The sequence below is a fragment of the Kitasatospora sp. NA04385 genome (assembly GCF_013364235.1).
Classification (GTDB): Bacteria; Actinomycetota; Actinomycetes; order Streptomycetales; family Streptomycetaceae; genus Kitasatospora.
In genome coordinates this window covers 7,425,959-7,439,983 of sequence record NZ_CP054919.1, presented here as the reverse complement: position 1 = coordinate 7,439,983, position 14,025 = coordinate 7,425,959, and the positions used below count along the sequence as shown (strand labels likewise).

General features: G+C 75.6%; 10 protein-coding genes. 5 read left to right on the top strand and 5 right to left on the bottom strand.

The window, feature by feature from the left end; genetic code table 11:
• The first annotated feature begins 233 nt into the window (after positions 1 to 233).
• Positions 234 to 1,535 carry an MFS transporter gene (locus HUT16_RS32975; protein WP_176191669.1) on the top strand — a complete coding sequence of 434 codons (1,302 nt, stop codon included), beginning with the start codon at positions 234 to 236 and terminating at the stop codon, positions 1,533 to 1,535.
• A gap of 87 nt (positions 1,536 to 1,622) precedes the next feature.
• Here HUT16_RS32975 and HUT16_RS32970 read toward each other — a convergent pair whose 3' ends face one another.
• Positions 1,623 to 3,722, bottom strand: a complete 2,100-nt coding sequence (locus HUT16_RS32970; RefSeq protein ID WP_176192993.1) for an AAA family ATPase — start codon at positions 3,720 to 3,722, stop codon at positions 1,623 to 1,625.
• A gap of 524 nt (positions 3,723 to 4,246) precedes the next feature.
• Positions 4,247 to 4,795 carry an LURP-one-related/scramblase family protein gene (locus HUT16_RS32965; RefSeq protein WP_176191668.1) on the bottom strand — a complete coding sequence of 183 codons (549 nt, stop codon included), beginning with the start codon at positions 4,793 to 4,795 and terminating at the stop codon, positions 4,247 to 4,249.
• Between the two features lie 293 nt (positions 4,796 to 5,088).
• Between HUT16_RS32965 and HUT16_RS32960 the strand changes: the two genes are divergently transcribed.
• Positions 5,089 to 6,198 (top strand): PP2C family protein-serine/threonine phosphatase, encoded by a 1,110-nt coding sequence (locus tag HUT16_RS32960; RefSeq protein ID WP_176191667.1) that lies wholly within the window; start codon positions 5,089 to 5,091, stop codon positions 6,196 to 6,198.
• A gap of 25 nt (positions 6,199 to 6,223) precedes the next feature.
• Here the strand turns inward: HUT16_RS32960 and HUT16_RS32955 are convergent, their stop codons facing one another.
• Both HUT16_RS32955 and HUT16_RS39485 read right to left on the bottom strand, forming a co-directional pair.
• The gene (locus HUT16_RS32955) at positions 6,224 to 6,481 is read right to left on the bottom strand and encodes a lipopolysaccharide assembly protein LapA domain-containing protein (protein WP_176191666.1); all 258 of its coding nucleotides are present in this window, start codon (positions 6,479 to 6,481) and stop codon (positions 6,224 to 6,226) included.
• Between the two features lie 111 nt (positions 6,482 to 6,592).
• Entirely contained in the window at positions 6,593 to 8,068 is a 1,476-nt protein-coding gene (locus HUT16_RS39485) for a YncE family protein (RefSeq protein ID WP_176191665.1), read from the bottom strand.
• 389 nt (positions 8,069 to 8,457) lie between these two features.
• Between HUT16_RS39485 and HUT16_RS32945 the strand changes: the two genes are divergently transcribed.
• From HUT16_RS32945 to HUT16_RS32935, 3 genes are all read left to right on the top strand, one after another.
• Complete coding sequence (locus tag HUT16_RS32945; RefSeq protein ID WP_176191664.1) at positions 8,458 to 10,350, top strand: alkyl/aryl-sulfatase; 1,893 nt, start codon at positions 8,458 to 8,460, stop codon at positions 10,348 to 10,350.
• Positions 10,351 to 10,447: 97 nt separating this feature from the next.
• Positions 10,448 to 11,632, top strand: a complete 1,185-nt coding sequence (locus HUT16_RS32940; protein ID WP_176191663.1) for an MFS transporter — start codon at positions 10,448 to 10,450, stop codon at positions 11,630 to 11,632.
• Positions 11,633 to 11,715: 83 nt separating this feature from the next.
• Positions 11,716 to 12,282 (top strand): hypothetical protein, encoded by a 567-nt coding sequence (locus tag HUT16_RS32935; RefSeq protein WP_176191662.1) that lies wholly within the window; start codon positions 11,716 to 11,718, stop codon positions 12,280 to 12,282.
• A gap of 163 nt (positions 12,283 to 12,445) precedes the next feature.
• On the opposite strand, the gene HUT16_RS32930 is transcribed toward HUT16_RS32935, so the two are convergent.
• Positions 12,446 to 13,957: an FAD-binding oxidoreductase gene (locus HUT16_RS32930; RefSeq protein WP_176191661.1), complete on the bottom strand. Its 1,512-nt coding sequence runs from the start codon at positions 13,955 to 13,957 to the stop codon at positions 12,446 to 12,448.
• Positions 13,958 to 14,025: the final 68 nt, after the last annotated feature.

Here is a 14,025-nt window from a genome sequence, read left to right as displayed (position 1 = left end):
GCGGGCGCCGGGAACAACCGCACCGTCAGCTGTCGGACGAATGACGGGTATTCGTACAATCGAGCGGCCATGCCGTTCCCCGGGACCACCAGCCCCGTTCAGGACGGCTGCCACCCCGGCCCGCCGACACGGCGTCCCGTGCCGACTTCCCCACCGCCGTCCGGGCGGGGGCGGGCCGACGCGTGCCCCGTCCGCTCCGGCCGGAGGTCCACCCCTCTTCGAACGGAGCGGTCATGCCCGCCCCCCTCCCCGCCGACGCGCCCGCGCCCGCGCCCGCGCCGGACCAGGTGCTCACCGAGGCCCCCGCACCGGACCGGGCCCCCGCCGACGCCCCCGCGCCGGACCCGGTCCTCGCCCGCCCCCGGCTGACGGTGACCCTGCTGATGGCGGGCAGCTGCCTGCCGATCCTCGGCGCCGTGCTGATCGCCCCGGTCCTCCCCAAGCTCCAGGACCACTTCGCCGACGTCTCCGGCGTGGACGCCCTCGCGCCCGTGGCACTGACCGTCCCCGCGCTCTCCCTCGCCGTCATGGCGCCCTTCGCCGGTGCGATCATCGACCGCCTCGGCCGCCACCGCCTGCTGGTGATCGCCACCGTGCTCTACGCGATCGTCGGCACCGCCCCGCTCTGGCTCGACTCGCTGCCCGCGATCATCGCCAGCCGGGCCCTGGTCGGCGTCGCCGAGTCCGCCATCATGACCTGCTGCACCACCCTGATCGGCGACTACTGGAGCGGCCGCCGGCGCGAGAAGTACCTCGCCCTGCAAGCGATCTGCTCCGCCGTCTCGGCCACCGCCTTCTTCGCCCTCGGCGGCGCCGCGGGCTCGGCGGGCTGGCGCGCCCCGTTCTGGGCCTACGCCGTCGGCCTGCTGCTCGCCCCCCTGCTGGCCACCATGCTGCGACCGGCCGGGCGCCGCACCGACGCCGCCGCGGCCCCGGCCCTGACCCCCTTCGCCCCGCTGCTGCGCCGCCTGCTGGCCCCCTGCGCCCTGACCTTCTTCGGCGCGATCGTCTTCTACACCGTCCCCGTGGAGACCTCCTTCCTGCTCAAGGACCTCGGCACCGAGGCCCCCGCCACCATCGGCCTGTGCACCGCGATCGCCAGCGCCGCCACCGTCGCCGGCGCGGCCGCCTTCACCCGCCTCACCGACCACGCCGACCGCCTGCTCCCGGCGACCCTCGCGCTCTGCGCGGTCGGCTTCGGCATCATCGCCTTCGCCGGCAGCGTCCCCGTCCTGGTCGTCGGTGCGGTCGTCAACTGCCTCGGCACCGGCCTGCTGCTGCCCACCCTGATCACCCGCACCGTCGCACTGCTCACCCCCGCCAACCGGGGCCGCGGCACCGGCCTGTGGAACAGCGCCTTCTTCCTCGGCGAGTTCGTCTGCCCGCTGGTCCTGCTCGGCGCGGCCAAGCCCACCGGTACCCTGGCGCACTCGATCGGCGCCCTCGGCGCCGCCGCCCTGGTCGTCGCCGCCGGCCTGGCGCTCACCCGCTCCCGCCGGACGGCCCCCCGCCCGCCGGAGGGCGCCACCGCCTGACCCGGCCCCGACGCGGCGCCCGCGACCCGGGCGCCGCACGCCGTCCGGCGGCCCCGGCTCCGGCTCCGGGCGGGGCCCGGCGTCCCGTCAGGCGGGCCGGACGGTGATGGTGCACAGGCGCTTGGTGGCCCGGGTGAGGGCCACGTACAGGTCCCGCTCCCCGCCCGGGCGGGTGGCGACGATCTCCTCCGGGTCGGGGACGACGACCCCGTCGAACTCCAGGCCGCGCGCCTCGGAGGCCGGCACGATCCGCGCCCGGTCCGCGACGCCCCGGGCCGTCAACTCACCCACCCTGGCGTCCGCGCAGACCACGCCCAGCAACTCGCCCGGGTGCGCGGCGCGCTGGGCCCGGAGCTCCCGGACGACGGCGTCGACCACCCCGTCCGGGGGCGCGGTCACGGTGCGGGGGCGCTCCCCGCTGCGCAGCGACCGGGTGGGCCGCTGGTCCGGGGCGATCCGCGCGAGCAGGCCCCGGACGTCCGCCAGGATCTGCTGCGTGGTGCGGTAACTGACCGTCAGGTCGTGCAGCCTGAACCGCGGCCCGACGTGCGGGGCCAACGCCTCCGTCCAGTCCCGCGCCGTCGCGACCGGGCCCGCCTGCGCGAAGTCCCCCACCAGCGTCATCGCCCGCGCCGGGCAGCGGCGGACGATCATCCGCCACTGCATGGCCGTCAGTTCCTGCGCCTCGTCGACCACGACGTGCCCGTACGTCCGCCCGGGCGGGCCGTCGACCAGGCTGGCCGCCTCGTCCAGCAGCGGCACGTCCGCGTCGGTCCACGGGTCGTCCGGGCCGCGCAGCAGGAGGACGCGCTCCTGCGCGGTCAGCGCGGGCAGGTGCTCGGCGAGGGCGTCGGCGTCGGTCAGGAGCGCCTTCACCAGGTCGCCGGGCACCAGCCGCGGCCAGAGCGCCTCGACCGCCCGGTCGACGCCGGGGTCGGCGAGCAGGTCGGCCCGGACGGCGTCCAGATCCAGTTCGTGGACCGGGCCCGGATCGGCCGCGCCCTCGACCCGGCGCCCGGCGGCTCCGGTGAACCGGTCGAAGTCGATGCCCGTCATCGCCTCGGCGTCGGCGTCGATCTGCGCCAGGAGGTCGCCCATGTCCCGCTGCACCGCGTCGGCCACCGCGTCGACCAGCAGCTCCTTGAACACCTCCCGGGCGGGGTTGTGCCCCGGCACGGCCGCCACCGCGGCGTCCCGTGCCACGGCCACCTCCCGGCCCGGGAGGCGGACCGGTTCCCGTCCGACCCGCACCGCGAAGCCGCCGCCGGGCGCCTGGTGGACGCGCAGCAGGCCGGCCAGGGCCTCGGCGAGGACCGCCCCGCCCTTGAGCCGCGCCACCTCGAACGACCGTGCCACCTCGGACGACCGTGCCGCACCGGACGACCGCGCCGCACCGGACGATCCGGCCGCGCCGGACGGCTTCGCCTCGTCCACGGACACCCCGGCCAGCTCCCGGCAGGTCGCCAGGACGACGTCGTTCTCCCCGAGCGAGGGCAGGACCCGGGAGATGTAGTCGATGAACCGGGCGTTCGGGCCCACCACCAGGACGCCCTCCTCCGTCGCCCGCGGGAACGCGTACAGGACGTAGGCCGCCCGGTGCAGGGCCACCACCGTCTTTCCGGTGCCCGGCCCGCCCTGCACCACCGTCACCCCCCGGTGCGGGGAGCGGATGATCTCGTCCTGCTCGGCCTGCAGTGTCGCGACGGCCGCGTGCATCCGGCCCGTGCGCCGCACCGACAGCGCCTCGGCCAGCGGCCCGTCCCCCAACACGTCGTCCTCGGTCGGGGCGGTCCCGTCCAGCAGCTCGTCGCTCACCGAGACGACCGTGCGCCCCTCGACGCGCAGGTGCCGACGCCGCCGCAGGTTCATCGGCCGGACCGGCGTCGCCTCGTAGAAGGGCCGCGCCGCGTTCGCCCGCCAGTCCACCAGCCGGGGCAGCTCCTCCTCCCCCACCTGGAGCCCGATCCGCCCGATCCGCAGGGCCGTGCCGTCCGCCCGGTCGATGCGCCCGAAGACCAGCCCCTGCTCCGTGCCCTCCAACCGGCCGATCTCCCGCCCCAGCCGCTCGACGACGAGCTCCCGCTCCCGCGCCTCCCCGGCACTCTCCGCCGGAACCTCCAGCAGGCCCGCCCGTTCCGCCCGCGCCGCGGAAATCCGCTCGGCCAGCACCCCGTACAGGGAGAACACGTGGTCCCGCTCCGTTTCGACCGCGCGCACGGCGGGATCGTCGACATTCGCCACCAGGGGTCTCCTTCATTCGCTCCGCACTCCACCGCACCGACCCCGTCCTTCACCGGCGCGCGGCCCAACGACCTTGCCGCGAAAGCATGGTGAGAAAAGCGGCAGCAGCCCCGGGCAGAGCACCGGCGCCATTCCGACGCTTTTCCTATCGCCGACGGGAACTCGGCCGACCGAAATATAGGCAGGCCCCACACCACTGTCAAGTTTCCATTTCCCCGCCGAAGCCATTGCGGCCGAACGAAATACGTGCCCTCACCGGATTTGCCTTGTGCGCTTTTCCGTGCCCCCGGCCGATTGCCAACAACCGGAATTCGTGCCCCCCGCCACCGGCTGCCGAAGGGCGGTCACCACCGGGACGGGCCGGGCCGGAGCGAGCGGCCACCACGCAGTCGGCCCGACCCGGACAGTTCCGCCCCAGGCCAGTTATTCATACATACATACTCATGTGAGGACCGCGCCGACCGCGGTGCTCAGTCGCCCGGGTGCGCCATCGTGTCGATGGCGATGACGGCGGCCAGCACGGTGGCGTGGTCCGCGTCCGGGCCGACGTCGATGCCGTAGGTGTCGCGCACCCGGAACCACTTCTTCGACACTTCGGCGACCTTGATGCCGTCGTTCTCGATGGTGTACTCGTGGTCGAGGACGTTGCCGTGGACGTCGAGGTCGGGGCCGTCGGGCTGTTCGATGTGCCAGCGGTCGCGGAGCGGGTTGATCAGGGCCTTCTTGACCATGGCGATGCGGTTGCCGTCGGCGTCCTCGATCTCCATGGAGTCCTTGATCCGCAGTGCGCGGCGCTGGACGGTGGCGACGCGGTGGCCGGAGCGGTCCTCGATGTGGAAGGTCTTGCGCAGGCGCAGGGCCTTGCCGTCGACCTTGTAGACGTGGTCGCCGGCGTCGTCGTCGATCCAGTAGTCGTCGCCGACGGCGAGGACCTTCTGCTGCATGCGGTAGCGGGTGACCCCGTCCCCGTGCTCGAAAGCCCGGTTGGCCTGGTGGCGGGCGCGTCGTTCCTCGAACATCCCGGCGTCCTTCCTGAGCGTGCGGCGGTGCGGCGGTGCAGCGGTGCGGCGGTGCACCGCCACGGCGAACGGACGCCGCACCGTCCAGGGGTGCGGCGTCCGTCAGCCCTTCGTACCGCCGTCCGGCCGGGGCCGCACCTTTTCGGCGGGCCCGGGCGAGCCGGGCCGGGCGGGCCCAAGGGCCCTACCGGGCGCGGCGGGCCGGTGGTTACCGTCGGAGGCCCGATGCCGGTGGTCGCCACCGGATGCGCGCGGGTACGCCGGTGCGCGGGAAGGTGAGAGGGAGCAGCGCGATGTCGTCGACCGTCAACGAGCCGGGCCGGACCGGGCGGGGGCGGTGGTGGGCGCGGCCGTGGGTCGCGCCGGTGGCGGCGATGGGGCTGGTGGCGTTGGCGGACCTGCTGCTGGGGCCGTCCCTGGGGCTGCTGCCGCTGTTCGCGGCGGGCCCGGCGCTGGCGGCCGGGCGGGGTGCGCCGCGGACGGTGCTGGGTTCGGCGCTGCTGGGGGTGGTGCTGGTGCTGCTGCTCTCGGTGTGGGACGGGGTGTGGGGGCACACCCGGGTGTGGGTGGCGCTGGGCGGGGTGGTGTTCACGGCGCTGGCGGCGTGCTGGGTGTCGGTGACGCGGCGGCGGGCGGAACGGGAGCTGGTGGACGTCCGGGCGGTCGCGGAGACGGTGCAGAACGTGCTGATGCCGCCGCTGCCGCCCCGGTTGGGGCCGTTGGAGCTGACGGGTTCGTACCGTTCGGCGCACCGGACGGCCCGGGTCGGCGGTGACCTGTACCAGGCGGTGCAGGTGCCGGGCGGGGTGCGGATCCTGGTCGCGGACGTGCAGGGCAAGGGCTTGGAGGCGGTGAGCGCGGCGGCCGTGGTGCTGGGGGCGTTCCGCAACGCGGCGCCGGTCGCCCCGGACCTGGGCTCCCTCGCCGGGCAGGTCGAGCAGGCGCTCGCCGAGCAGACCTCCGGGGACCGTTTCGTCACCGCGCTGCTGGCCGACGTCCGGGAGGACGGGCGGACGACGCTGCTGGACCACGGCCACCCGGTGCCGGTCCTGCTGCGGGCGGGTGGAGCGGGAGCCACCGGCGCGGCCGGGACCGCGCCGGTGCTGCCGAAGCTCGACCCCGCCCCGCCGTTCGGGCTGGCCGCGCTGACGGGCGCGCCCGCGCCGCGGCCGACGGCACTGACCCTGCACGAGGGCGACCGGCTGCTGTTCTGCACGGACGGTCTGACCGAGGCCCGGGACGGCTCCGGCCGGTTCTACCCGCTGGCCGACCGGGCCGCGGCGCTGCTCGCCCCGCCGTGCCCGCAGCAGGCCCTGGCCCGGCTGCGGGCGGACGTGGAGGAGTGGACGGGCACCGGTCCGGACGACGACTCGGCGCTGCTGCTCTGCGACTTCCGCGCCTGAGCCCCGGCGGACGACCGGCCCGGCGTCAGCCCCGGCTCCGGCGGCGGCGGGACAGCAGCCCGCCGAGCGCGGCGCCGACCAGCAGGGTGACCAGGAGGACCAGCCACAGCGGCAGCGTGACGGTGGGGATCCACAGGCGGATCTCCACGGAGGCGGTGTTCACCGCGATGAACCAGATCGCCAGTACTCCGAGCACCAGGAACGTGATGGTCCTGATGCGCATCTCGCGGCCGCCGACCGTGACCGAGGCCGGCCGCTCCGCACTGCTCGTCTTGTCAGCCATACGGCCCATTATCGGAGCAATGTCCCACTTCGGCCCGCCGAGCCCGGCCACCGGACCCGGACCAGGGCCCGGCCGCCGGGGCGGTCCCCTCCGGCAGCCGGGGCCGGGGTCTCAGCCGCAGTTGATGATCAACGTGGTGAGCGCCGTGCAGCTGCGCCCGGCGCTGTCGTCGCTCGGGTCGGGGTCGACGGGCGTGGCGGCGGTGCGGGTCGCGGTGGCCCGGTAGGTGGTGCCGAGGCTGAGCAGCGCGACCGGGAGGCTCGCGGTGCGGCGGGCGGTGGCGCCGGGGGCGAGGTGGGTGACGGTGCAGGTGAGGCGGCCGGGGGCGGCGGTGCAGCCGGGGGCGGTGGTGGTGGGGGTGATGCTGCCGGGAGTGAAGGTCACGGTGACGGTGGCGGTGTCGGACGCGGTGGTGGTGCTGGTGTTGGTGACGGCGAGGGTGTAGTCGATCCGGCCGCCGATCAGGGCGGGGACGGCGGCGGCGTCGAGGGTGACGGCGAGGTCGGCCTCGGTGCGGACGGGGGCGGGCGGGGCGGGGATCACCAGGTCGACGGGGCCCTGGACGTTGCGGACCCGGTCGATCACGGTGCCGGTGGTGGTGTCGACCACGGTCAGGTGGTCGTTGGCCCGGTTGGCCACCCACAGCTGCCCGCCGTCGGGGGTGAGGGCGAGCGCGCTGGGCTCGTCGGGGGTCTCGACGATGCCGGTGACCTGTCCGCTGCCGGTGGCGAAGGCGGTGACGGTGGGGCCGAGGGCGCTGGTGGCGTAGCCGCGGGCGCCGTCGGGGGCGAGGGCGACGCCGTCGGCGCCGGCGTAGACCTGGACCTCGGCGGTGACGGTGCGGGTGGCGGTGTCGACGACGGCGACGATGCCGGTGTCGTACTCGGTGACGTACGCGTGCCGGCCGTCGGGGGCGAGGGCGACCTGCCGGGGTGAGCCGGGCAGCGGGAGGGTGGCGGTGACGGTGTTGGTGCGGGTGTCGACGACGGTGAGGCCCTGCGGCTGGGTGAGGTAGAGCTCGCGGCCGTCCGGGGAGACGGCGGCGTCCTCGGGGAGGAAGCCGAGCGGGACGGTGGCGGTGACGGTGCGGGCCGCCGGGTCGAGCACCGAGAGCTGCCCGAGGGCCGGGTCGCCCTGGTGGTCCCCGGCGTACAGGCGGGTGCCGTCGGGGGAGACGGCGATGGCCTGGGTGCCGGTGCGGGTGGCGATGGTGGCGCTCTGGCCGGGGGCGGCGGGGTCGACGATCCGGACGACGGGCGCGCCCTGGTCGGTGACGTAGAGGCGGCGGCCGTCGGGCGCGGCGGCGATCCGGGCGGGCCGGCTGCCGGCCGGGAAGGCGATCTGTCCGGTCGGCTGCCGGGTGGCGGTGTCGACAGTGGTGAGGGTGGCGCAGCACTGGTCGACGACGTACGCGACGGGTGCGGCGGGCGCGGTGTTCCCGGTGGACGTCCCGGCCGCGGCGGCGGGCCCGGGCAGCGCCAGCAGCAGGGGCGCGGCCAGGGAGAGCGCCAGTGCGCCCGGAACGGCGGGCCCGCGGCCGGGGCGGCCCGGGCGGCTGACGCGGTGGGGGCGGAGGAGGGATCGCACTGCCGTCTCATTTCGGTCGCGAGGGTGGGAGCCGGGCGCACCCGCCCCGCGGTCGCGACCGGAGGCGCACGGGTGATCACCGGGAGTGCATGCTGCTGGGCGCCCGGCTCGGGCCGCAAGGGCGGGTTTGCGCCACCGGGTGCCGCCGGGAGCGGCCCGGCGGCGTTCCCGCCGGGCCCGCGGTTGCGGCGGGGCGGAACGTTCCGGCGCAGTTGTCCGAAACGCCGCCCCACCGGTCGCACCCGACCGTTTGCCCAACTCCCTTGCTCCGCAAGGGCGTTCGGAGTCCGTTCATTCGATCGGCGCAATCCCGGGCCGGGCCGCCGGGCGCGGCGCCCGCCGCGCACCGAGGCTGGGGGCAACATCCGTCCGCGATCCGGGAGTCATCGATGGCGCAGCACACCCAGCCCGAGCCCGCCGAAGCGAGCATCGTCGAGGCCAACCGCGCGGTGCTCGGCCGCTTCGCGTTCGACGACACGCAGGACTTCGAGGACGCGAAGCGGGGCTTCCTGGGGACGGCGGCCGATCCGCTGGTCAGGAGCGGCGACCGGCCCGTCTGGGACTTGGAGGCGTACGGCTTCCTGTCCGGCGAGTGCCCGGACAGCGTGAACCCGAGCCTGTGGCGGCAGAGCCGGCTGGTCTCCGACCACGGCCTGTTCGAGGTCACCGAGGGGATCTACCAGGTCCGCGGCTTCGACCTGTCGAACATGACGATCGTCGAGGGCGAGCGCGGCGTCCTGGTGATCGACCCGCTGATCTCGGCGGAGACCGCGGCAGCGGGCCTGGCGCTCTACCGGGCGCACCGGGGCGACCGCCCGGTGACCGGCGTGCTGTACACGCACAGCCACATCGACCACTTCGGCGGGGTGCGCGGCGTCCTCCCCGAGGACGCGGACGTCCCGGTGCTGGCCCCGGAGGGGTTCCTGGAGCACGCGGTGAGCGAGAACGTGTACGCGGGCACGGCGATGGGCCGGCGGGCGGCGTACATGTACGGGGCGGCGCTGCCGAAGGGGCCGCACGGGCAGGTCGGCGCGGGCCTGGGCCAGACCACCTCGACGGGCGCGGTGGGGCTGGTCCCGCCGACCGTGCACGTCACCCGGACCGGGCAGGAGGAGGTGGTCGACGGCATCCGGATGGTGTTCCAGCTGACCCCGGGCACCGAGGCGCCGGCCGAGCTGAACATCTTCTTCCCGGCGCACGCGGCGCTGTGCATGGCGGAGAACGCCACCCACAACCTGCACAACCTGCTGACGCTGCGCGGTGCGCAGGTCCGCGACCCGCACGTGTGGTCGCGCTACCTGACCGAGGCGGTCAACCTGTTCGGCGCGAACACCAACGTCGCGTTCGCCTCGCACCACTGGCCGGTGTGGGGCCGCGAGCGGGTGATCGCCTTCCTGTCCGAGCAGCGCGACCTGTACGGCTACCTGCACGACCAGACCCTGCGGATGCTCAACACGGGCCTGACCGGCCCGGAGATCGCCGAGCGGATGCAGGTCCCGCCCGCGCTGGAGAGGGCGTGGCACACGCACGGCTACTACGGCTCGGTCAGCCACAACACCAAGGCGATCTACCAGCGCTACCTGGGCTGGTTCGACGGCAACCCGGCCCACCTGTGGCAGCACCCGCCGGTGGAGGCCGCCACCCGGTACGTCGACTTCATGGGCGGCGCCGAGCAGGTGCTCGCCAAGGCCCGGGAGGCGTTCGCGACCGGCGACTACCGGTGGGTGGCGGAGGTGGTCAACCACGTGGTGTTCGCCGACCCGTCCAACGCGGACGCCCGCACCCTGCAGGCCGCCGCGCTCGAACAGCTCGGCTACGGCAGCGAGAACGGCACCTGGCGCAACTTCTACCTGATGGGCGCGCTGGAGCTGCGCGACGGCGGCGTCGGCACCCCGACCGAGACCGTCTCCCCCGACCTGCTGGCGGCGCTGACGCTGGAGCAGCTGTTCGACTCGCTCGCGATCCGGATCGACGGCCCGGGCAGCTGGGACGCCTCGCTCGCGATCCGTTGGAACGTCGACGGCCGACCGCAGCCGATCACCCTGCGCCTGCACAACGGCGTCCTCACCCACGTCGAGGGCGAGGGCCCGGCCGTCGCCGCCCCCGATGCGACGATCACCCTGGACGAGGCCGACCTGCGCGCCGTCCTGCTCGGCACCGCCGACCTCGGCAAGCTCGCCGCCGACGGCCGGGCCCGGGTCGAGGGCGACCCGAAGGTGCTGTCCGAGCTGATGGGCCACCTGACCGCCCCGGACCCGGACTTCGCCGTCGTCACCCCCTGACCCCCTGACTCCCTGACCCCCTGGCCTCCGCCTCCGCCCGCCGTCCGCCCCCGGCGCGCCGGTTCCTCCCCCGGTCCGGCGCGCTGCCTACGGTGGGGTGGTGACAGATCGCCGACGCAGCGGGTACCTGGGGGCGGCGGCCGCGTTCGCCGTCTGCATGGCCGGGACCACGCTGCCCACCCCGCTGTACGGGCTGTACCAGGAGCGGATCGGGTTCTCCGAGCTGATGGTGACGGTGGTGTTCGCCGTCTACGCGCTCGGGGTGATCGGCGTGCTGCTGCTGTTCGGCAACGTCTCGGACGCGGTGGGGCGGCGGCCAGTGCTGCTGTGCGGGCTGGCGTGCGCGGCGGCCAGCGCGGTGGCGTTCCTCGCCGAGCAGGGCCTGGCCTGGCTGTTCGCGGGCCGGCTGCTGTCGGGCTTCTCCGCGGGCCTGTTCACCGGCACCGCCACCGCGTACGTCCTGGAGCTCGCCCCGCCCGGGCGCAGGGGGCGGGCGGGTTTCGTCGCGACCGCCGCCAACATGGGCGGCCTGGGCTGCGGGCCGCTGCTGGCCGGGCTGCTCGCCCAGTACGCGCCGCGGCCGCTGACCCTGCCGTTCGTCGTCCACCTCGCCCTGCTGGCGGCCTCGTTCGCCATCACCCGGTCGCTCCCGGAGACCGTGGCCGGGGCCGGCCGGCTGCGCACCGCGCGGCCCCGGCGGCCGTCCCTGCCCGCCGAGGTGCGCGGGGTGTTCGTGCCCGCCGCGGTCGCCGCGTTCGCCGGGTTCTCGCTGCTGGGCGTGTTCACCTCGGTCACCCCCGCGTTCCTCGCCGAGGAGTTGGGCGTGCACGACCGCGCGCTGGTCGGGCTGATCGTCGCCGCCGCGTTCTTCGCCTCCACCGGCGGCCAGTTGCTGGTGCCGAAGCTGGGCGCGCGGCGGGCGGTCCCGCTGGGCTGCCTGGTGCTAATCGGGGGCCTGGGCCTGTTCGCCCTCTCGCTGGCCACCGGCACGCTCGCCCCGCTGGTGCTGGCCGCCCTGGTCGGCGGCGCCGGGCAGGGCATGACGCTGCGCGGCGCGGTCGGCGAGGTCGCGGCGGCCGCCCCCGACGCCCACCGCGGCGGGGTGCTCTCCGCCCTGTTCGTGGTCGCCTACCTGGGCATCTCGATCCCGGTGATCGGCGTGGGCCTGCTCGACGCCCCGCTCGGCCTGTCCGACGCGGGCCTGGTCTTCACCGCCTGCATGGCCGTCCTGGCCGCCGTCTCGGGCGCCTTCCTGCTGCGCCGGGCCCGCGCCCTGGACTGACCCCCACCGGTCGTCGATCTTCCCCCGGCCCGCCGTCCCGTGGTAGGAGTGCCGCAGCGCCCCGCGCAGGAAGGAGGTCCGCCATGCTGACGGCCGGCCGGACGGACCCGGAGTCCGGACACCTGTTCATGCTCTGCTGGGGGGTCGCCGCGTTCTCGATCGGCTGCTTCCTCGCCTTCAACCTGCGGGGCGCGCGGGACCGGTTCGTCGCCTTCCTCCAGGCCCAGCAGGCGCAGTCGGGCCGGACGGCGCCGCTGCGGGGCACCTCGGCCTTCCCGGTGGTGGGAACGGCGTTCGTCGTGCTCGGCGCCGGCTGCACGGTGCTCGGCGCGGCCGAGGTGTTCTCCGTGGACGCGCACTCCCTGTTCACCCGGGACCGGGAACTCGGGGCGCTGACCCTGGCCTTCCCGCTCTTCGGCCTGTTCGCGCTGTGGGGGCTCTGGCACCGCCGCGGCCCGCTGCGCGCCGCCTGGGCCACCGGCCGCGCGGCGCTCCGCTCCGCCGCCGCCCTGTGCTGCCTCGCCCTCCTCGGGCTGACCGCCTGCCTCACCCTGGGCCTCTTCACCCTGGGCGCCTTCGTCCTCGCCCTGACCGTGGTCACCGCCGCGATCACCCTGCTCGCCCTCCCCCGGCGCACCCCCGCCACCTGATCGGGGCGGCGCCGCTGCGCGCGGTGGGCGACCTCAGGGGCGCGGGGAGCGGCGAGCTTGGGTCTGCTGACGGTGCACTGCCGTCGCGCGCACCGGCTCCGGGCGCTGTTCACGTCCCGCAGCAGCACGGCCCCGCCGTTCCCCGAGCCCCTGGTTTCTCGCGTCAGGCCGCCGTGACCGACTGCGGGAAGGCGAACACCCCGTCCGGGTCGTACTGCCGGGCCACCCGCCGGAGTCGCGGCAGGTTCTCGCCGTAGTAGGCGCGCCCCCAGTCCGGCAGCGTCGCGTCGATGTAGTTGACGTACGCGCCGGGGGCACCGAGCCGGGCGAGGCCGTCGCGGATCTCGTCGACGGTGGCCCGGACCCGGTCCTCCGTCCCGGGCGTGGCGCCCGCGTAGACCTGGGCGCTGGCGAGCGAGCCGCGGTGCGGGAAGGCCGTCCCGTCGGGGGCGATCTCGCCGACCGCGCCGCCGAGCGAGTCGAGCAGCAGGTCGACGCCGGTGCGGCCGGTCATCAGCTCGGTGAGCCGGGCCGGGTCGAGCGGCCGGGGGCCGAACATCCGGGAGACCGCGACGAAGCCGGTGCGGGTGAGCCGGCCGCCTTCCCAGGTGGGGTGGCACTGGGCGATGGTGTCGTTGGCGCAGCCGGCCATGAACTTCATCGCGTCCAGGTAGTCCTTGGCGGCGACGGTGCGTCCGGTGGGCGCGGTGCCGGCCAGCCGCACCAGGCGGTCGATCTGCTGGTTCGCGCCGGCCGGGTCGCCGACCCAGCAGCCGACGATCCGGCAGGTGGGCGGGTTGCCGCCGGAGACCTGGCAGCTGGCCCACAGTTCGGGCGGCGCGTCGGCGCACCACTGCTGCCAGCCGCCGAGCACCTGGGCGACGGACCCGGCGGGGAACGGCACGACGAAGACGGTGAGGCCGGGCGCGGGCGGGGTGTCGAAGGTGAACCGGGTGACCACGCCGAAGTTGCCGCCCCCGCCGCCGCGCAGCGCCCAGTGCAGGTCGCACTCGTGCTCGGCGTCGGCGGTGAGCACGCAGGAGTCGGCGGTGACCACCTGGGCGGCGGTGAGCCGGTCGCAGGTCAGGCCGTACTTCCGGGCCAGGACGCCGATGCCGCCGCCGAGGGTGAGTCCGCCGATGCCCACCGTGGGGCAGCTCCCGCCGGGCAGCAGGCGTCCGGCGGCGGCGAGGCCCGCGTACACCTCGATCAGCCGGGCGCCCGCGCCGACCTCGGCGGTGCCGTCGGGGAGGACCCGGACGGTGTTCATCGCGCGCAGGTCGATCACCAGGCCGCGGTCGGGGACGCTGTAGCCGAGGTAGCTGTGACCGCCGCTGCGGGCGGCGATCGGGATGCCGTGGCCGCGGGCGACGTCCAGGCAGGCCCGGACGTCGTCGGCGGAGGCGCACTTGGCGACCGCGCCGGGGAGTTGACCGTCGTTCAGCTCGTTGAAGCCGAGCCGCGCCGTCCCGTACCCGGGGTCGGCGGGGAGCACCAGCCGGTCGCCGAGCCGCTGCCGCAGCGCCTGCCAGTCCGGCGGTGCGGCCCGCCACCCGCGCTGCCGGGCCGGGAACGCCCGCACCGACCCCTGTGCCCGCGCCGGGGCGGCCCCCAGCAGCAGTCCCGCCCCGACGGTCCCGCCCAAGGCCAGGAAACGACGACGATCGATGGTCACGACGCACCTCTCTCCTCCGCGCCCGGTGCGCGAAGGCCCTGCGCCGATCGTCACGCGCCCCGCCGCCC